Raw genomic sequence first — 19,282 nt, 5'->3', positions numbered from 1 at the left:
AAAAAGTGTAGAAATGAAAATTGAAATGCACAATATTTCAAAATCCTTTGGCTCAAATAAGGTACTTGAAAACATTGATTTAACGATTCGTTCAGGTGAGGTTCATGCACTGATGGGAGAAAACGGTGCAGGAAAATCTACTTTGATGAATATTTTAACAGGTTTATTCCCAGCAACTGGAGGAAAAATTATTATTGATGGTGTAGAAAAAGTTTTCCATAATCCACAAGAAGCCGAACATTTTGGCATTAGTTTTATTCATCAGGAAATGAATACTTGGCCTGATTTAACTGTCCTTGAAAATTTATTTTTAGGACGTGAAATCAAAAATAAATTTGGTTTGTTAGATACAAAAAGTATGCAGAAAAAAGCGAGTGATGCTTTTGAACAACTTGGTGTAGATATTCCTCTCAATATTGAAATTTCACATCTTTCCGTTGGGCAGCAACAAATGGTAGAGATTGCAAAAAGTTTTTTATCATCACTAAAAATTCTCATCATGGACGAGCCAACAGCAGCGTTAACAGAGCATGAAGTTGAACGACTATTTAATGTCATTCATGGATTGAAAGAAAAAGGTGTAGGAATTGTTTATATTTCACATCGTATGGAAGAAATTTTTAAAATCACAGATTTCGTTACAGTAATGCGTGATGGATTAGTCATTGACACTCAGCTAACAAAAGAAACAAACGTTGATGATTTAGTACGAAAAATGGTAGGACGAGAAATCACGGATTATTATCCTGAGAAAACAGCGACAATTCGAGAAGTAATATTTGAAGCTCAAAATCTCACAGGAGGATTATTTAAAAATATATCTTTTGAAGTAAAAAGTGGAGAAATTCTAGGATTTTCAGGATTGATGGGCGCAGGGCGAACAGAAGTGATGCGCGCAATATTTGGAATTGATAAACTTCATTCGGGAACAATCAAACTCAATAATCAAGAAATCAAAATTAAAAATCCAGCAGAAGCAATTAGACAGGGCATTGGATTTTTAACAGAAGATAGAAAAGAAGAAGGGTTAGTACTTGATTTTTCAATCAAAGATAATGTCACTTTACCAAGCACAAAAGATTTCATTCATCATGGACTCTTTGATGACAAAACAGCTCATACTTTTGTTAAAAGTTTAGTTGAACGTCTAAAGGTTAAAGCAACCGATGAAGAAATGCTCGTTGGAGATTTATCAGGTGGTAATCAGCAAAAAGTTGTTTTAGCTAAATGGATTGGTATTGCTCCTAAAGTGTTGATACTTGATGAACCGACACGAGGAGTTGATGTCGGAGCTAAGCGTGAAATTTATCAGTTGATGAATGAACTTGCTGAGCGTGGTGTACCTATCATCATGGTTTCCTCTGACCTTCCAGAAATTCTCGGTGTCTCTGACCGTATCGTTGTGATGCACGAGGGCGAGATTGCAGGAGTATTATCAAAGGCAGAAGCAACGCAAGAAAAAGTCATGTCACTTGCCACGGGAAGTTAATGATAGTGTTCAATAAAAATATGTAAATAAAAAACTTTGCCTTGCAAAGTGATAAGGAGAAAGAAGTGAAAGCACTCACTAAAAAATTGAGTAGTCTAACGACACTCATTGCTTTAATTGCTTTGATGATAATTATTACAGCGATTAATCCAAACTTTTTAACAACGAATAATCTTTTAAACTTACTTTTACAAGTAACTGCAAATGGCTTTATCGCCTTTGGTATGACTTTTGTTATCTTAACTTCAGGAATTGACTTGTCTGTTGGTGCGATTTTGGCATTATCTAGTGCGATTTCCGCGGGACTAATTGCACAAGGAATGCCGTTACCTTTGGCTGTACTCATTGCTATTTTACTTGGTGGATTTTTGGGAGCAATCAATGGATTGTTAGTTGCATATGGAAAATTGGCACCGTTCATCGTCACTTTAGCAACACAAATGGTGTATCGTGGTGCAACCTTAGTTTTTACTAATGGAAATCCCATTACTAAACATATGAGCGGATTTTTCTTAGCTTATATTGGACAGGGGTATTTATTTGGCATCCCTTTTCCAGTTATTTTAATGGTTATTGTGTTTATCATTTTATATATTTTACTTCACAAAACAGCATTTGGAAAATCAGTATATGCTCTAGGAGGAAATGAAAAAGCAGCGTATATTTCAGGTGTTAAGCTCAATAAAGTTAAAGTTATCATTTATACGATTTCTGGTGTAATGTCAGCTTTGAGTGGTTTAATCATCACATCACGCTTATCATCAGCAACACCACAAGCAGGTACTGGCTATGAGATGTATGCGATAGCCGCTGTTGTTCTTGGCGGAACATCATTGATGGGCGGAAAAGGTCGAATGACTGGGACGATTATTGGTGTATTGATTATAGGCGTATTAAATAATGGACTGAATATCATTGGTGTCTCTGCTTTTTGGCAACAAGTGATTGAAGGAATTGTTATTCTTATCGCTGTATTAGTCGATGTTTTGAGAAATAAAACAAGTAAATCTTAATAAAAATAAAGGAGAAAAATTTCATGAGAAATTTAAAGAAAATCATTTTAACAGCAGTAGCAACAGCTGCTCTTGTAACGCTCGCAGCGTGTGGTGGCACAGGGTTAAGTAATGGCTCTGGAAATAATAGTTCTACCAGTCATAAAAAGCCAAGCGAATTGAAAATCGGTGTGTCAATTTCAACAACGAACAATCCTTATTTTGTCTCAATGGATAATGCTATCACAAAAATGGCAAAAAAAGATGGTGCAAAAGTGACAATTTCTGATGCACAAAATGACTCAGCAACGCAACTGAATGATGTTCAGAACTTTGTAAGTCAGAATGTAGATGCTATTTTGATTAATCCTGTAGATTCCGATGCAGTAGTACCTGCAATCAAAGCTGCAAACAATGCACATATTCCTGTGATTTGTATGGACCGTGGGGCAAATGGCGGAACAGTGCTTGCAACAGTAGCTTCAGATAATGTAAAAGCAGGGAAGATGGCAGCAGAAGCTGTTGAAAAATACGTAGGAAAAGATGCAAAAGTGTTAGAACTCTCTGGTACTCCAGGTGCTTCATCAACGATTGACCGTGGAAATGGCTTTAATAGTGAAGCAAAAAGTCTTGGTTTAAGTATTCTTTCTAGTCAATCAGCGAATTTTGACCGGACAACAGCCTTGAATACAACACAAAATATGCTTCAATCTCATAAAGATGTTCAAGCAATCTTTGCACAAAATGATGAAATGGCTCTTGGTGCTGCAAAAGCTGTACAATCTGCTGGACTGAAAGTGGCTATCTTTGGAATTGATGGAGAAGATGAAACGCACACAGCTATTAAAGATGGTACAGTGACAGCAACAGTTGCTCAACAGCCTGCAAAGATTGGACAAATGGCTTTACAAGCTACATTTGACCATTTTGATGGTAAAAAAGTAGATAAGACAATCAACTCACCTATTTATCTCATTACTAAAGATAATGTGAATGAACATAAATGGTGAAAGTCATTCATTAGAATTAAAAAATAATCAGCTTTTAAACTGATTATTTTTTATACATCGGTCAAGTTGAAACAAAATATGATAGCCCTAAATTGTACCAAGTAAGTGATTTTATGAGGAAATTTTGTATTATAATAAATGCTGTAAGGAGGAAAAAATGATTGGCTATAATCTTGATAGGTTCTTTTATGCAAAACAAAGCTTTTGGAAAGTAGAAGCAATCTTAAAAGAGACACGATTGAATAAAAAAGAATTGTTTAAGTTAGTTGAAGCAATCAATAGAAATTTAAAAACTTTAAATATCAGGGAAATTGAAGTTCAAAATAATGTTTTGGCTTTTCCTCAGCAAGCTATAAATCTTGAAAGAGTTCGTTTTGCTATTGATAATCCTTACTGGCTTTCGATCAAGAAAATAGAACGTCAAAGTTTGATTTATTTGATATTTTTCATGGAATATGAAGGAGCATCTGTGAGTGTTCTCAAAGAATTTTTTGAGACGAGTAAAAATACTATTTTGGCAGATATTAAGCAGTTGAGAGAAGAGTTAAATTTAGAAAAAATAAGCATTAATTATTATGCTTCACAAGGCTTTTTACTCAAGGGGGAAGAAATTCTCTTGCGAAAAGTTGCCTATCAAAAAATCCAAAATTTAACTGAAAATGCTGGCTATTATCTTCTTTCAAAAATTCTCAATGAAAATAATCCCTTAGCAGTTTCTCAAACACATCAACTTTTACAGGAAATTATTCATGAAAGTAAGCTAAAGATTGTTTATAGCAGATATTATCCTTTGTTATTTTTTACTCACCTTATCGTGTTGAGAAGAGAAAACCATAGTATTACGACAAATCTTCCACATTTAGTGACAGCATTTGACTTTCGAGAATTAGAATTGCGTGCGAGTGAAAAAGATTATTTGACTGCCTTAATCATTGGTGCAAGTGATGCAGCTTTTCAAGATAGACAACTTGATTTTCTATATCGGATTAGTTTTCAAATCATGGAAAATATTATGAAGTTAGCAGCAATGGAATTTGATGATTTCAGCAAGACTTTTGATGTTTTACTTGCTCATTTAATTCCTGCATATTTTCGTTTGACTTATAATTTTGAATTGGGAAATCCTTTGTTATCAAGGATAAAACAAGAGTATTCGGAACTTTTTCCTTTAGTGAAAAATGCTCTAAAACCTTTACTTTCCTTGACTGGGAACATTTCAGAAGAAGAACTTGCTTATTTTGTGATTTTATTTGGTAGTGAGATTTATAAAAAGAGAAATAATAAGACGATTAAAGCGATTATACTTTGCGCCAATGGGATTAGCTCAAGTTTAATCATGAAAAAACGTTTGGAAAACTTATTTCCTAGTATGGAATTTGTATTGGCAACTTCGATTGTACAACTTGATGAAATTCCGCTAAATTCCTATGATGTTATTTTTTCAACTTTGGAAGTCAGAACAACTAAAAAAATATATCTGTTTTCTCCTTTTCCAGATGAAGAAGAAATTCGTCTGCTCTATAATCAAGTGGTGCAGGATTTAGCATTACCAAGTTTTATTGCCTTATCAGCAGAACGTATCTTGAAGTTAATGACACCTTTTCTAAAGGAAAATGTGGATTATGAAGAAATTAAAAAAATACTTTTAAAAAAAGTAACGATTATCAATAATAGAGAGAAGGAGAAAAATAATCCGATGCTTTCAGAGCTTTTAACAACAAACACCATTCAGTTTACTACTGAAAAACTCAACTGGGAAGAAGCGATTGCGCGTGCTGCTCAGCCATTACTTGATTCGGGAGCGATTGAAGAAACTTATATTGCGGCAATTATAAATCGTATTAAAGAATTTGGACCATTCATAGATTTGGGGATGGGAATTGCACTTCCTCATGCCCGTCCAGAAGATGGAGTCAATAAGGTTGGAATGTCACTTTTAAGATGCGAAAATCCTGTTAATTTACTGGAAGATTCAAAGCATGAAATAAAAATGTTTATCGTTCTTTCAGCAGTCGATAATGAAGCTCATCTTCGTGCATTGTCTTCACTTACGAAAATCTTATCAAACAAGGATGAGCTACAAAGGTTATTAAATGCAACAACAGTTGCAGAAATACAAACAATATTAGCAACAGAAGAAAGGAGCGAATAAAATGAAATTTGCTTGTGTATGTCAATCAGGATTGGGAACCAGTTTTATGGTTCAGATGAATTTGCAATCTATTTTGCAAGAGGAGGGACTTGACTTGGATCAATTTCAATTAGACCATATGGATGTTGGCTCAGCAACACCAGATGCTGCGGATTATTTCTTTGTCGAGGCAACATTGGTGAGCGCACTTCCTAATATTCCAGCGGAAAAAATTGTGCCATTGACAACAATCATTGATAGAGAAATTGCCCGTGAAGCACTTAATAAAGTATTGGATATTGAAAATATTTCACATCAATAGTGAAAATGGAGGAGAATAGAAAATGAATGGCTTTTTGAATTTTATTGTTTCATTTGCGACAACGCCGGCTTTATTGGTCGGAATTATCGCGATGATTGGCTTGATTTTGCAAAAGAAACCAGCAACTGCTGTTATTCAAGGTGGTGTGAAGACTTTTGCAGGCTTTCTAGTATTGACTGGTGGAGCAGGGATTTTGGTAAATTCTTTAACACCTTTTTCGGCAATGTTTCAGCACGTTTTTAATGCAAAAGGGATTGTTCCATCAAATGAAGCAGTGGTGGCACTTGCTTTGGTCAAGTTTGGAACACCGGCTGCTTTGATTATGCTTGTTGGCTTTTTAGTTAATATTATTTTGGCGCGTGTGACACGTTTTAAATATATTTTTTTGACGGGACAAGCCATGCTTTACGTATCAACAATGTCTGCTGTTGTACTTATTTCAGCTGGACTTGGTAATGGTTGGCTGACGATTTTACTTGGGGGAATTTTTGAGGGAACATTATTGACGGTAACACCTGCACTTACGCAACGTTATATGCGTAAAATGACGGGAAATGATGGTGTTGCAATGGGACATACTGGGAATATGGGCTATGCGCTTTCTGGTTGGCTTGGTGAAAAATTTGGAAATAAAGATCCAGAAAAATCAACTGAAAAACTGAATATCCCTCAAAATCTAGGATTTTTGCGAGATTCAACGGTTTCGATTTCTTTAGTCATGATGGTTGTTTATATTGTTTTGGCTTTGATTGCTGGACCACATTTTGTTGAAGCAAAAGATATGTCTGCTGGGACAAACTATATTGTCTATGCCATCACGCAAGCAGGAACATTTGCAGCTGGTTTTGTTGTTGTCTTGCAAGGAGTACGAATGATTTTGGCAGAAATTATTCCTGCTTTCCAAGGAATTGCTCAAAAATTAGTTCCAAATTCTAAACCTGCACTTGATGTACCGATTGTTTTTCCTTATGCTCCTAATGCTGTTCTGATTGGTTTCTTCGTGTCATTTATTGTGGGGATTTTCTCAATGCTTGCGATGTTAGGCTTGCATACAACGGTTATCATTCCTGGTGTTGTTGGAATTTTCTTTTGTGGTGGTGCTGCTGGTGTCTATGGAAATTCTTTTGGTGGTGTCCGTGGTGCTGTGATTGGTTCATTTGTTAATGGTTTGATTTTGGCTTGGGGACCATTATTAATCATGCCAGCGCTTGGTTCGTTTGGTGCTGGAGCTGCTTCCACTTTTGCAGATTCTGATTATATTGTTTCTGGAGGTTTGTTAGGATTGACTGGAAAAGCAGGAAGCGCAGCATTAATTGCTTTGATTATTGGCTTCTTGATTGTCGTTCTCATTCTAAACACTGTACTCAATGCGCGTGATAGAGCAAAAATAAAATAATTTAAATGAAGTCAGATTTGAATTCTGACTTTTTATCATGAAAATTTTTTTCATAAAGAAAAGGTAAAAAGAAAAATATTTGATTTTTATATGAAAAAACATAAGAAAGTTATGATATAATTAGATTAAAAATAATGTGAAAATTGGAGAAAAAATATGTTTGACTACACTGATGAACTCGCTGTCAACACAATTCGTACTCTGTCTATGGATGCGATTCAAAAGGCAAATTCAGGACATCCAGGATTGCCTATGGGCGCTGCGCCGATGGCTTATGTGCTTTGGAGCAAGTTTTTGAATGTAAATCCAAAGACAAGTCGTAAATGGTCTAATCGTGACCGTTTCGTGCTTTCTGCTGGTCACGGTTCTGCAATGTTGTACAGTTTGTTGCACCTTGCAGGCTATAAAGTGACGATTGATGATTTGAAAAATTTCCGTCAATGGGAATCAAAAACACCAGGGCATCCAGAAGTTGATTGGACAGATGGGGTTGAGGCAACAACAGGTCCGCTGGGACAAGGGATTGCAAATGCCGTTGGTATGGCAATGGCTGAGGCACATTTGGCTGCGCAATATAACAAACCTGGCTTTGATATCGTTGACCATTACACTTATGCGTTGAATGGTGATGGCGACTTGATGGAAGGCGTGTCACAAGAAGCAGCATCACTTGCTGGAAAATTGAAACTTGGCAAATTGATTTTGTTCTATGATTCAAATAATATTTCCCTTGATGGCAAGCTTGATATGGCTTTCATTGATGATATCAAAATGCGTTTTGAAAGTTACGGTTGGCAACATATCTTAGTCAAAGATGGCAATGATTTAGATGAAATTGCTGCGGCAGTGACGGAAGCACAACTTGAAAAGAATAAACCAACGATTATCGAAGTGAAGACGGTTATTGGTTTTGGTGCGGAAAATGAAGGAACAAATAAAGTTCATGGCGCACCACTTGGTGCTGAGGGAGTTGAGCACGCAAAAGCTGCTTATGGTTGGAATTATCCTGACTTTACTGTGCCTGCGGAAGTTTCAAAACGTTTCCTTGAAACACTTGTTGCACGTGGCGAGAGCATGGAACAAGTCTGGAATGAAATGTTCAAAGAATACAGTGAGAAATATCCTCGTGAAGCCATGCTTTATGCACATTCATTCGATAATTTGACACCACCAAACTTGACATTGACGAAGCACGAACTGGGCTCATCAAAAGCTTCACGTGTGACATCACAAGAAGCTATCCAAGAACTTTCTGCACAACTTCCTAATTTCTGGGGCGGTTCAGCGGATTTGTCGGCTTCAAACAATACAATGGTTAAAGTTGAAAATGACTTTATGCCTGAAAATTATGCAGGACGTAATATTTGGTTTGGTGTTCGTGAGTTTGCGATGGGCGCAATCATGAATGGGATTGCGTTGCATGGTGGCACACGCGTTTATGGTGGCACATTCTTTGTTTTTAGTAACTACATGCTACCAAGCGTTCGTATGGCAGCTTTGCAAAAATTACCTGTCACTTATGTTTGGACACATGATTCGATTGCCGTTGGTGAAGATGGTCCAACGCATGAACCTGTGGAACAGTTGGCAGCAGTACGTTCAATGGTTAATCTTGATGTCATCCGTCCAGCAGATGGAAATGAAGTCATCGCAGCTTGGCGTCGTGCAGTAACAAGCACAGAACGTCCAACAGCGCTCATCTTGACACGTCAAAATTTGCCAGTGCTTGACGGTACGGCTGAACTTGCTGAGGAAGGTGTGAACCGTGGCGCTTACATCATTGCCAAAGAAGAAGGCGCACTTGAAGGCATTATCATCGCGACAGGTTCTGAGGTTGCGCTCGCTGTTGAAGCGAAAAAAGAACTTGGCGCTGGTATCCGTGTGGTTTCTATGCCATCTATGAATATCTTTGATGAACAGTCTGCAGAATATCGCGAAGAAATCTTGCCTCAATCAGTCACGAAACGTCTCGCTGTTGAAGCTGGGACAAGCTTTGGCTGGGGCAAATATGTTGGTCTTGCTGGGGGTACGGTAACGGTTGATAAATGGGGAGCTTCTGCACCTGCAACGAAAGTTTTGCCAGAATATGGCTTTACAGTAGAAAATGTTGTTGCGCAGTTTAAAAAATTGTAATTTCTGATGAAAGTCTGTCTTTTGACAGGCTTTTTTATTTTTGACAGTTCTGTCAAAATTCTCACCTTGTCAAAGAAATTTGTATTTTATTCTAATTATTAAGAATATCATGATAAAATAATAATAAGAAAATAAGAAAATGGGAAGGGATTTATCATGAAACCACAAAATTTGATGCACAATAAAAAACATAATAGATTGGCGACAATCGGTATTTTTGCAGGATTTCTAGCATTATTTGTTGGAACTGCTGTTACATTTTTTATTCCAGCACATCCTGATTATGGAAGTGTAACGGAAGATACGATTGTTCTCCAGCAAAATGAAAACAGTGAATAACTGCATTTCATTTCCTAAAATGATATAATAGGTTCAAAAATTAAGGAAATTGAAAATGGGAATTTTACTCGCACTCATTGCAGGTGTCGCTTCGCTTGGAAATTATATGTATCTAAGCAATACAGCGCTACAAATCGTTTTGACAGTTCTGTCAATTGTATCAATGGCAATTTACGGAGGACGTAGAACGCGTAAATCTTATGCACATGATGGTACACGGATTTTTACCTTCGGCTTTGCGATTTGCTTTGTTGCATTTATCGGCTCTGCTGCGATTTTACTTGCTTATTTGCTACATTTGAATTAAAAAAACTTTCGTCTGTGAAGGACGAGAGTTTTTATTTTTTAGTCAGTTGATGTGCTAAGAAAGTAGCCACAGCAAAAGCCAGCGCGGAAAGAACGCCGAGCAACCAGAAGCCAACATTTTCAAAAATAAATCCTCCCAGAGCTGAGGCAATGGTTAAGCCAAGATAAAGCGCAGAGCTATTGAAAGACATAAGAGTAGAGCGATGGTTCGCAGAAAGACTTGCGAGATAAGCCGAAATCGCAGTCACACCAAAGCCCATTGAAAAAGCTATGCAGATAAGAAAGAGAAGCATGAGAGGAAAACTTTTACCGAGCAAACCGAGACAAAGTACAAAAACAATGGAAGCACAGCCATTGATGAAAATAGATTTCTCGCGTCCCAAATGATTCATGATGAAGCCACCTGTACTTGCTGCAATGAAATTTGCAAATCCGTAGATGAGAAAAATTGTTCCAGTTGTTGCAACATTAAATTGAAAGTTCAAAGTCAAAAAACTTCCGAGGAAAGTATAAAGAATGTAAAATGCAAACATCCAAAAAAGGTCGGTTAATAAAGCTTGTGGCGCATTTTTTGTCTTAAAAACAGCCTTGAAGTTTGCCAGATAAGTCACTTTTTGACTTTGACTTCTTGTGTTAGGAATGGCGATAAAAACAATCAGCACAACGATGGCACTTAGAATGCCAGATGCCCAAAAAGCACTGTGCCAACTGGAAAGCTGAGCGAGAAAAGAACCTAGAGGAACGCCTAAAGCGACAGAAAGTGATAATGCCGACATGACAAGACCCATGATTTTATTCATTGTTTTATTTTCAAAATAACTGCCAATAAATGCCCAAACATTTGGCAAAAAAAGTGCAGCACCAAGCCCTGCAATCGCGCGATAAATATAAAATGGCACTAAACTTGTCGCGATAGCGCAAAGAAAAGTTCCCAATAAAAAGATGCTCAAGCCAACCAACAAAAGGCGACGCTTGCTGAAACGGTCGCCCAGCGGACCAAAAAGTGGCGCACCAATCATCTCACAGAGCGCATAAGTTGTGACACCCAGTGCTGTTTGGGAAATGCTGGTATGAAAATCATGAGCAATTTCTGGAAGCAGCGGGGAAATGATAAAACTATCGGCACCGACAACAAAAACGCCGAGAAAGAGGGCGATAACGATGGTAACTTTTTTGAAAGTCATAAAAACTCCTTTTTTCTAAACAATAAGTTAATGATAGCAGGCATTTTTTGAGGCTTCAAGTGAAGAAAAAACAACTAGGTTACATTTTTGATACTACTTGTAGTTTCTGAAAAATGCGATATAATTAGTCTTGAAAGGGAAGAGGACGTTTAAAAATGGAACTCGAAACAAGCAACACTTTTATCAAAAATAGTCAAATTCATGGTGAATTTTGTCCCTTAGATACAACGATAAAAATTCTTTCTGGACGTTGGAAAACAATTATTCTCAATCGTCTGATGAAAGAAGAATTACATTTTAACGAGCTTGTAAGACGGATTCCAAACTGCACACGTCGAATGCTTGCCTTGCAATTAAAAGAATTGATTGAAGCACAAATTGTCGATAAAAAAATATTGACTGATAAATTTCCCGTCCAAACCTGTTACACTTTGACGGAGCAAGGAAAAAGTCTTTTACCGATTGTCTGGTCAATGAACCAATGGGGCGAACAATATATCAAAAAAATAATGCAGATAGATACGCTAGAACCCTCTTGCGGCGATTGACAGTTCTGTCAAATTATGTTAAACTGATTTCATGCGATGAGCTGACTTTTGACAATTTTGTCAAAAATTAGAGCATAGGAATTCTGGGCTGTTCAGTCAGCCGAGGAGGAACCTTGAGAATTTGTCAAAGTGTTGTGAACCTCTTTGACACAGCGAAAACTGCCTAGTAAAAGTCTGTCAAATTTGACAGACTTTTTTTGACAGTTTTGTCAAAAATTATCTCTTGCTCAAAAATACGAAAAGGAGTATAATAGTGTTAATTTACTAAAAAAGGATAGACAAATGAAAAAAGAATACAATGTCGCAGTCGTCGGAGCTACAGGAGCAGTCGGCACAAGAATGCTTGAACAACTCGCCCAATCAACACTTCCAGTCGCTTCAGTCAAAGCACTAGCAAGTAAACGTTCCGCTGGAAAAACTGTAAAATTCGCAGAAAAGGAACTCGTCATTGAAGAACTGACAGAAAATTCTTTCACAGATATTGACATCGCACTTTTCTCAGCAGGTGGTTCAGTTTCAGCGAAATATGCACCCTATGCAGTCAAAGCTGGCGCCGTTGTCGTAGATAACACAAGTTATTTCCGCCAAAATCCTGATGTTCCCCTCGTTGTTCCAGAAGTTAATCCACACGCACTTGATGCACATAACGGTATCATTGCTTGCCCCAACTGTTCAACAATTCAGATGATGATTGCCTTAGAACCTATTCGTCGTGTTTACGGCTTGAAACGTGTGATTGTCAGTACTTATCAAGCTATCGGTGGCGCTGGAAATCGTGCAATGGACGAAGCTCGTGAACAACTCAAAGAAGTCCTCAACAATAACATTGACCCAACAGAACTCAAAGCAGAAATTCTCCCTTCAGCTGGGGACAAAAAACATTATCCGATTGCTTTTAATGCACTTGCCCAGATTGACGTATTCACAGACAATGACTACACTTACGAAGAAATGAAAATGACCCATGAAACCAAAAAAATCATGGAAGATGACAACATTGCCGTTTCAGCAACTTGTGTCCGTGTCCCAGTTCTCATTGGACATAGCGAATCCGTCTATATTGAGACAGAAAAAGTAGCGGATATTGACGAGGTAAAACGACTTATCAGCGAATTTCCTGGAGCTATCCTTGAAGACGATGTTGCTCACCAAATTTATCCACAAGCGATTAATTCGGTTGGGCGTCGTGAAACCTTTGTTGGTCGCATTCGTCGTGACCTCGACCAAGAAAATGGTATTCACCTCTGGTGCGTGAGTGACAATCTTTTGAAGGGGGCAGCATGGAATTCCGTTCAAATTGCCGAAACACTACACGAACGCGGATTAGTTCGCCCCACAGCAGCCTTGAAATTTGAACTAAAATAAAGTATAATAATAACAATTAAATAAAAAATTAGAGGTTGCGAAAACTAAAAATTCGGACAGAGCAGTGAGTGCAAAGAAGTCTGAACGCGGAGTTTCTCGCCGAAAGTTGATTTCTCACAAAAATCAGCTTGGGTCGTCAGGTTAAATCCTGCGAACTGTCTTGGAAATCTTCCAAGTTGCGCTAATGTATAAAAAGAAATTTTATGCGGCGACCTCTATTTTGGGGTTGCTTTTTTGCAACAAGAAAGAGAGAACAAGATGACATCACAACAAACGCTTGATACATTCAAAAACGTGGAAATTATCACAGCCCTGATTACCCCTTTTGATGAAAATGGCGATATTAACTTTGAAGTATTACCAAAACTAATCGAAGATTTATTGGCACATCACACACAAGCTCTTATTTTAGCTGGAACAACAGCCGAAAGCCCAACCTTAACACATGATGAAGAATTAGAGCTTTTTGCTTTTGTCAATACGACTGTAAAAGGGCGCGTGCCACTTATTGCAGGAGTTGGTACAAATGACACACGTGATTCGATTGAATTTGTCAAAGAAGTCGCAAAACTTGGCTACATCTCAGCAGGGCTTGCCGTTACACCCTACTACAATAAACCGAGCCAAGAAGGTGTTTATCAGCACTTCAAAGCAATCGCTGAAAGTTCTGAACTACCAATCATCATCTACAATATCCCAGGACGTGTTGTCACTAAAATCGAACCCGATACCATTTTACGTTTGGCAAAATTGCCAAATATCCTCGCGATTAAAGATTGCGTGGACGTTGAAAATCTTGCCTTTCTTGTAGAAAATGCTCCAACAGATTTTTTGATTTATACAGGAGAAGATGGATTAGCTTTTCATGCCAAAGCGCTTGGCGCACAAGGAGTTATCTCAGTAGCCAGCCATGTTTTAGGAAATGAAATCTACGAAATGTTTGACGAATTAAAAAATGGAACAGTTGCACGTGCTGCAGCCATTCATCGTTTGATTTTACCGAAAATCAATGCTTTATTTTCACTCCCAAGTCCAGCTCCAATCAAAGCCGTTCTCAACAAACGCGGCTACAATGTAGGAGGCTTGCGCTTGCCACTTGTTGCAGCGACAGAAGAAGAAGTCAAGAAAATTAACGATATCCTTGATAAATAGTAGCTCTTGCTAATTTACAAAATTTTTGTTAAACTAGATAAGTGCTTTTATGCACACAAATAAAACTGTCTATCCGCTGAGCGGGATGCTGAATGATGGGCAAAAAGGAGAAAAATCAGATGGCTAATCTCATCGAAGAAATCAATGCAGGACAACTCCGCACAGATATTCCAGAATTTCGTGCAGGAGATACAGTACGTGTTCACGCGAAAGTCGTTGAAGGAACACGCGAACGTATCCAAATCTTTGAAGGCGTTGTAATCGCACGTAAAGGAACTGGCGTTTCAGAAACTTACACTGTTCGTAAAATCTCAAACGGTGTTGGTGTAGAACGTATCTACCCACTTCACACACCACGTGTTGAACAAATTGAAGTTATCCGTCACGGACGTGTTCGTCGTGCGAAATTGTATTACCTCCGCGCTCTGCAAGGTAAAGCTGCTCGTATCCCTGAACGTCGTGCAAAATAAACAAATTAAAATCGCTCAATAGAGTGGTTTTTTCTTTTCGTGTTTTCATCTTATTCTAAATTATTATTTTATTTGGTAGGCGAAAAGTGGGCAAATAAAAAATGTTAGAATTGTTCTAACATTTTTTATTATAGTTTTAAGTTTAACACTCAAATTTTCAAATGATTAAAAGAGGTTAAGGTTTTTCGTGTTCAAAAAGTGGAGAAACGGGACGTCCTTCGTGGATACGCAAGATAGCACTCGCTAAGTACTCAGCAGCACTCAAATATTTGACATTATCAGGTTTTGGATGGTCTGTAACGACAGAGTCAGTCACTAATATTTCTTTAATGTCTGCCTTATTCAAAATGTCAGCTGCATTTGTTGTAAATAAACCATGGCTTGAAACAGCATATATTTCTTTTGCACCAGCTTCGCGGACGACAGCAGCAGCATTGGCAAATGTCACACCAGTATTCAAGATATCATCAATCAAAATAACTTTTTTACCTGTTACATTACCAATAACATAACCATTTTCACGATGTTTATCATCGTCTTCATAATCAACAATCGCGATTGGTGACTCTAGGTATTCAGCTAAGCTTCTTGCGCGTTTAATACCAGAGTTTTTTGGAGCAACGACAACAACATCATCCCCCTCCAATCCCATATCATGATAATAATGTGCAAAAAGTGGCACAGTAAATAAATTATCAACAGGGATATCAAAGAAACCTTGTACTTGAACAGCGTGCAAATCTAAAGTCAACACGCGGTCAGCGCCAGCTTTAACCAGCATATCTGCCACAAGTTTTGCCGTAATCGGCTCACGAGAAGTTGCTGTGCGGTCTTGACGCGCATAGCCAAAATAAGGCATTACAATACTTACAGAACGAGCAGAAGCACGCTTGCAAGCATCAATCATAATCAACAATTCCCAAAGATGATCGTTAACTGGACAGCTCGTTGATTGTACCACATAAACATCGCGGTTACGTACGCTCTCCTCCATGTTAATCATTATTTCACCATCAGAAAATTGTTTTGTTGTTACTTTTCCCAAAGGTACACCAGTAAACTGGCTAATTTTCTCAGCCAGAGCAGGATTTGAACTCAAAGCAAAAAGTTTTAAATGCGAATCAGAGTAAACCACGTCATTTCTCCTATTTTTATAAATATGATAAAACCATTTTATCAAAAATAGCTGACATTTCATAGTACCTATTCACAAATTTTGATAAATTTTTTTGAAACTTAAAATGAAAGCGTATGAAAGATTGTGAACTTTGTGAAAAAATGAACTTTTTGTTGACAAAACACAATAAAAGCGATATAACATAATTGAACATATTTTTTTAGAATCAATTAAGCTAAAAAAATAGAGTTATTATTTTTCTTAAAAGGAGAAACAAAAATGAAAACACCTTCACAAAACAAGAACACACATTTTCGTTCTTGGAAATCAGGCAAAACGTGGCTTTTTGCTTCAGCAACACTTGTTGCTCTCGCAGCAGGTACAGGTGCAGTTTATGCAGCAACAAACCCATCTGCAACTACAATGCCACCAGCTGCCGACATTTACACAGGTGCCTCAACTGGTACAGCAACAGTAGCTGCAAGCGGTGGGGCAAACTTTGGTGGAGAAGCTCACGCAACAGCAAGTTTGGCACCTATCCTTAGCCAAAATGCTGGTCATTCTACATTTGCGGCTATCCTTGGAGTGCCAAGTGACTTCCCAACAGCAATGCCAGTTTCTTCTGGTGCGACAGTTTTAGGCGATGCTGTTACAAATCCAATTGAATACTTCCTTTACAATCACACAGCACAAGCAGTTAGTGCGACAGCTTCAGCTGGTGTTATTGCGTCACAAGCCTCTGCACTTGCTTGGCAAAATCCAACATCTGATAATCAAAGCCTCGCCACAGTTGCTCAATCAGCAGCGACAGCAGCAAGTAGCATGACACAACAAATTATTGCTTCTCTTGGAAGTCTTGAAGTTGAAGCATCTACTTATTACTCAGACTATCAAGCTGCCGTTACAGAATATTCAGCAAATGGTTCAACAGCAAGCTATACTGCTGATATGGCAGCTGCTAACTCAGCTTATGCACAAGTTGACGTTTGGGGTGGTCATTCATTTGCTGTTTCAAATGGTACGATTACTGTTGCTGCAACTGATAAATCAGGGAACTCAAACGGTTCTCAAGCATTTAGCCTTTCGGATAATGCAAATGCCTATCACGATGCCAGCGGTTTGGTTTATGGCTTAGAAGGTGAACAAGCGGTAGTTGGTACTGAATTAACAACTGCAACTTCAGCTCTAGCTAAAATGCAAGCTGCATCTTCAGGTGCAGATGTAACAACTGGAGCGACTGCATCTGGTAAAGCTGGTGCGCTTGGCCTTTATGCAACAACACCAGTACAAGTTTCTGAAGGAGCAACATTTGACCCTACTGCAGTAAGCACTTATAGTGGCTACTTGATGGCATTCTACACAGATTACTATGAAACTGCAGGAACAAACGGTAAGTTTGAAAACTTGATTACGCCAGATAAAACAACAGGCGATATGACTGTAAATGCTTCAGCTAAAATCACAGCATCAGGTACTGTCAATACTGCAAAAGCAGGAACTTATCCTGTAACATACACTCTGTCAATCCCAGCAAGCACAGGATTGACACCTGCATCAGTAACTGTTAATGTGGTTGTAGGTTCTAGTGAATCTAGTAGCTCAAGTTCATCATCTAGTAGCAGTTCTTCATCAAGTAGCTCTTCAAGTTCTTCATCTGCAAGCTCAGCAGCACCTAGTGCAGTAGCAACTCAAGCAGTTTATCGTCTTTACAATAAGACAACAGGTAAACATTTCTTTACAACAAGTGCTTATGAAAGAAATGCTGATGCGAAATTGGGATGGACAGAAGAAGGAACAGCATTTTATGCACCTAAGACTGGTGTAGCAGTTTATCGTGTCTATAATAAGAATTCAGGAGAACATCTCTACACAACGAGTGCTTACGAAAAGAGTAATCTTGTAAAAGCAGGTTGGAAATCTGAAGGAATTGCATTCTATGCCGCTAAGAAAGGTACTGCTGTTTATCGTATCTATAATCCAAATACAGGCGAACACTTCTACACAACAAGTGCTTATGAAGTAAAAGCAGATGTAAAAGCAGGTTGGAAATCTGAAGGTGTAGCTTTCTACAGCTCTTCAGCAAATAAAACAACAACAACTACTGCAGCACCGGCTGCAACAACACCAAGCACAGGTGGAACTGCGACAACTACAACACTAGCAGCAGATACAAACACTGGTGCATCTACAGATTAAGTTTAAAAAAATGAATAAATTAAAAAGCGAGTAGAGTATTCTACTCGTTTTTATTAACTGTTCAAACTAAAAAAACTCGCAAGAAATTTTTTAATTTTATGATATAATAAAGCTTATAAATGTCGAATTAAAGGACGATAAATGACCATTCAACCAGACTTATCTGTCATTCTACCTGCTTACAATGTAGAAAAATATATAAAAAAAAGTATTCAGTCTATTTTGAGCCAAAGTACGATAAATTTAGAAATTATCGTGGTTAATGACGGTTCAACAGACAATACTCTTGAAATTATTAAAGAAAATTTTTCACAATTAGAAAATCTCACAATCATTAATCAGACAAATCAGGGTTCTGGTTTTGCAAGAAATAACGGCTTTAAAGTTGCCAAAGGAAAATACGTTCTTTTTATGGACCCAGATGATAGTCTTGTACCAGATAGTTTAAAAAATCTTTTTCCAAAGATAGAAAAAAGTGCGCCAGATATGGTTATTTTTGGTTTAAAGATTAATCGGGAAAGTACAGGAAAAATTGAGGACAGTTTTACCATCTTACCAGAAAAGTTTTATCAGAGCAATATAGAATTGCAAGCAGATATTTATCAGCATCACCAGCAAATGACTTATACGCCACCATGGAATAAACTTATCCGCAGAGACTTTCTTGAAAAGTCTGGCTTGTTATTTACCAATCAACGGACTGGACAAGATGTTGTTTTTGCGATTGATTTGTTCAATCTTGTTGAAACAACTTACTGGGAGCCAGCCCCTTATTATATCTATCTTTTAGGCCGTAAAGATGGCGCAGCGCACAAACGTAATCCAAATATGGTCAATGATAATGTGACGATTTCAAAAAAACTCATTGAAAATGCAAAAGATGAGGCGAGACAGAAAATTGCGAATGAAATGATTGTTTCTTTTGGAATGCGTGAATTGCGTCATTGCGTTCCATCAAGCAATAGTTTTAAAGATTTTAGAGACTATTGTAAAACGTCAGCACTCAATCCTTATTTATCCAAAGTAAGGTTCGCACAACTCCCAAGAATGAGAAAATTACAATATCTCACTAGGAAAAATCTCTTTCTCTCTTACCAATATTTTAAGAAAAATCTATGAAAAAACTATGAAA

Annotated in this window: 17 protein-coding genes; 15 read left to right on the top strand and 2 right to left on the bottom strand. The window is 37.7% G+C overall.

What is annotated here, in order from left to right:
• Positions 1 to 13: 13 nt before the first annotated feature.
• The 9 genes from KJS36_RS00985 (at position 14) to KJS36_RS00945 (ending at position 10,119) form a co-directional block, all read left to right on the top strand.
• The gene (locus tag KJS36_RS00985; RefSeq protein ID WP_213533408.1) at positions 14 to 1,489 is read left to right on the top strand and encodes a sugar ABC transporter ATP-binding protein; all 1,476 of its coding nucleotides are present in this window, start codon (positions 14 to 16) and stop codon (positions 1,487 to 1,489) included.
• Positions 1,490 to 1,614: 125 nt separating this feature from the next.
• A complete protein-coding gene (locus tag KJS36_RS00980; RefSeq protein WP_213534021.1) occupies positions 1,615 to 2,502 on the top strand; it encodes an ABC transporter permease subunit in 888 nt (295 codons plus the stop codon).
• 23 nt (positions 2,503 to 2,525) lie between these two features.
• Entirely contained in the window at positions 2,526 to 3,491 is a 966-nt protein-coding gene (locus KJS36_RS00975; protein WP_213533406.1) for a substrate-binding domain-containing protein, read from the top strand.
• Positions 3,492 to 3,648: 157 nt separating this feature from the next.
• The gene (locus KJS36_RS00970) at positions 3,649 to 5,643 is read left to right on the top strand and encodes a BglG family transcription antiterminator (RefSeq protein WP_213533404.1); all 1,995 of its coding nucleotides are present in this window, start codon (positions 3,649 to 3,651) and stop codon (positions 5,641 to 5,643) included.
• A gap of 1 nt (position 5,644) precedes the next feature.
• Entirely contained in the window at positions 5,645 to 5,944 is a 300-nt protein-coding gene (locus KJS36_RS00965) for a PTS sugar transporter subunit IIB (RefSeq protein WP_213533402.1), read from the top strand.
• A gap of 22 nt (positions 5,945 to 5,966) precedes the next feature.
• Positions 5,967 to 7,340: a PTS ascorbate transporter subunit IIC gene (gene ulaA / locus KJS36_RS00960; RefSeq protein ID WP_213533400.1), complete on the top strand. Its 1,374-nt coding sequence runs from the start codon at positions 5,967 to 5,969 to the stop codon at positions 7,338 to 7,340.
• A 156-nt stretch (positions 7,341 to 7,496) separates the two neighbouring features.
• Positions 7,497 to 9,473, top strand: coding sequence for a transketolase (gene tkt / locus KJS36_RS00955; protein WP_213533398.1), 1,977 nt, complete (start codon positions 7,497 to 7,499; stop codon positions 9,471 to 9,473).
• A 156-nt stretch (positions 9,474 to 9,629) separates the two neighbouring features.
• Positions 9,630 to 9,812, top strand: a complete 183-nt coding sequence (locus tag KJS36_RS00950; RefSeq protein ID WP_213533396.1) for a hypothetical protein — start codon at positions 9,630 to 9,632, stop codon at positions 9,810 to 9,812.
• A gap of 55 nt (positions 9,813 to 9,867) precedes the next feature.
• Entirely contained in the window at positions 9,868 to 10,119 is a 252-nt protein-coding gene (locus tag KJS36_RS00945; RefSeq protein ID WP_213533393.1) for a hypothetical protein, read from the top strand.
• Positions 10,120 to 10,150: 31 nt separating this feature from the next.
• Here KJS36_RS00945 and KJS36_RS00940 read toward each other — a convergent pair whose 3' ends face one another.
• The gene (locus tag KJS36_RS00940) at positions 10,151 to 11,302 is read right to left on the bottom strand and encodes an MFS transporter (RefSeq protein WP_213533391.1); all 1,152 of its coding nucleotides are present in this window, start codon (positions 11,300 to 11,302) and stop codon (positions 10,151 to 10,153) included.
• Positions 11,303 to 11,457: 155 nt separating this feature from the next.
• Between KJS36_RS00940 and KJS36_RS00935 the strand changes: the two genes are divergently transcribed.
• The 4 genes from KJS36_RS00935 (at position 11,458) to rplS (ending at position 14,837) form a co-directional block, all read left to right on the top strand.
• A complete protein-coding gene (locus KJS36_RS00935; protein WP_213533389.1) occupies positions 11,458 to 11,850 on the top strand; it encodes a winged helix-turn-helix transcriptional regulator in 393 nt (130 codons plus the stop codon).
• A gap of 282 nt (positions 11,851 to 12,132) precedes the next feature.
• Positions 12,133 to 13,215, top strand: coding sequence for an aspartate-semialdehyde dehydrogenase (locus KJS36_RS00930; RefSeq protein WP_213533387.1), 1,083 nt, complete (start codon positions 12,133 to 12,135; stop codon positions 13,213 to 13,215).
• A gap of 258 nt (positions 13,216 to 13,473) precedes the next feature.
• Positions 13,474 to 14,367, top strand: a complete 894-nt coding sequence (dapA, locus tag KJS36_RS00925) for a 4-hydroxy-tetrahydrodipicolinate synthase (RefSeq protein WP_213533385.1) — start codon at positions 13,474 to 13,476, stop codon at positions 14,365 to 14,367.
• Positions 14,368 to 14,486: 119 nt separating this feature from the next.
• Positions 14,487 to 14,837: a 50S ribosomal protein L19 gene (rplS, locus tag KJS36_RS00920; RefSeq protein ID WP_213534019.1), complete on the top strand. Its 351-nt coding sequence runs from the start codon at positions 14,487 to 14,489 to the stop codon at positions 14,835 to 14,837.
• 175 nt (positions 14,838 to 15,012) lie between these two features.
• Here rplS and KJS36_RS00915 read toward each other — a convergent pair whose 3' ends face one another.
• Positions 15,013 to 15,972 (bottom strand): ribose-phosphate diphosphokinase, encoded by a 960-nt coding sequence (locus KJS36_RS00915; protein ID WP_244842516.1) that lies wholly within the window; start codon positions 15,970 to 15,972, stop codon positions 15,013 to 15,015.
• Positions 15,973 to 16,233: 261 nt separating this feature from the next.
• On the opposite strand from KJS36_RS00915, the gene KJS36_RS00910 reads away from it, so the two are divergent.
• Positions 16,234 to 18,150 carry a KxYKxGKxW signal peptide domain-containing protein gene (locus KJS36_RS00910; RefSeq protein ID WP_213533381.1) on the top strand — a complete coding sequence of 639 codons (1,917 nt, stop codon included), beginning with the start codon at positions 16,234 to 16,236 and terminating at the stop codon, positions 18,148 to 18,150.
• A gap of 141 nt (positions 18,151 to 18,291) precedes the next feature.
• Positions 18,292 to 19,269 (top strand): glycosyltransferase family 2 protein, encoded by a 978-nt coding sequence (locus tag KJS36_RS00905; protein ID WP_213533379.1) that lies wholly within the window; start codon positions 18,292 to 18,294, stop codon positions 19,267 to 19,269.
• Positions 19,270 to 19,282: the final 13 nt, after the last annotated feature.

The sequence above is a fragment of the Lactococcus nasutitermitis genome (assembly GCF_018403765.1).
Lineage (GTDB): Bacteria > Bacillota > Bacilli > Lactobacillales > Streptococcaceae > Lactococcus > Lactococcus nasutitermitis.
Note: the sequence above shows the minus strand (reverse complement) of the source record. Positions and strands in the feature narration are given on the sequence as shown.

Excerpts from the sequence above, each read along its gene's own strand:
- KJS36_RS00985 (WP_213533408.1), top strand. The coding sequence starts at position 14 with ATGAAAATTGAAATGCACAATATTTCAAAATCCTTTGGCTCAAATAAG.
- KJS36_RS00980 (WP_213534021.1), top strand. The coding sequence starts at position 1,615 with ATGATAATTATTACAGCGATTAATCCAAACTTTTTAACAACGAATAAT.
- KJS36_RS00975 (WP_213533406.1), top strand. The coding sequence starts at position 2,526 with ATGAGAAATTTAAAGAAAATCATTTTAACAGCAGTAGCAACAGCTGCT.
- KJS36_RS00970 (WP_213533404.1), top strand. The coding sequence starts at position 3,649 with ATGATTGGCTATAATCTTGATAGGTTCTTTTATGCAAAACAAAGCTTT.
- KJS36_RS00965 (WP_213533402.1), top strand. The coding sequence starts at position 5,645 with ATGAAATTTGCTTGTGTATGTCAATCAGGATTGGGAACCAGTTTTATG.
- ulaA (WP_213533400.1), top strand. The coding sequence starts at position 5,967 with ATGAATGGCTTTTTGAATTTTATTGTTTCATTTGCGACAACGCCGGCT.
- tkt (WP_213533398.1), top strand. The coding sequence starts at position 7,497 with ATGTTTGACTACACTGATGAACTCGCTGTCAACACAATTCGTACTCTG.
- KJS36_RS00950 (WP_213533396.1), top strand. The coding sequence starts at position 9,630 with ATGAAACCACAAAATTTGATGCACAATAAAAAACATAATAGATTGGCG.
- KJS36_RS00945 (WP_213533393.1), top strand. The coding sequence starts at position 9,868 with ATGGGAATTTTACTCGCACTCATTGCAGGTGTCGCTTCGCTTGGAAAT.
- KJS36_RS00940 (WP_213533391.1), bottom strand. The coding sequence starts at position 11,302 with ATGACTTTCAAAAAAGTTACCATCGTTATCGCCCTCTTTCTCGGCGTT.
- KJS36_RS00935 (WP_213533389.1), top strand. The coding sequence starts at position 11,458 with ATGGAACTCGAAACAAGCAACACTTTTATCAAAAATAGTCAAATTCAT.
- KJS36_RS00930 (WP_213533387.1), top strand. The coding sequence starts at position 12,133 with ATGAAAAAAGAATACAATGTCGCAGTCGTCGGAGCTACAGGAGCAGTC.
- dapA (WP_213533385.1), top strand. The coding sequence starts at position 13,474 with ATGACATCACAACAAACGCTTGATACATTCAAAAACGTGGAAATTATC.
- rplS (WP_213534019.1), top strand. The coding sequence starts at position 14,487 with ATGGCTAATCTCATCGAAGAAATCAATGCAGGACAACTCCGCACAGAT.
- KJS36_RS00910 (WP_213533381.1), top strand. The coding sequence starts at position 16,234 with ATGAAAACACCTTCACAAAACAAGAACACACATTTTCGTTCTTGGAAA.
- KJS36_RS00905 (WP_213533379.1), top strand. The coding sequence starts at position 18,292 with ATGACCATTCAACCAGACTTATCTGTCATTCTACCTGCTTACAATGTA.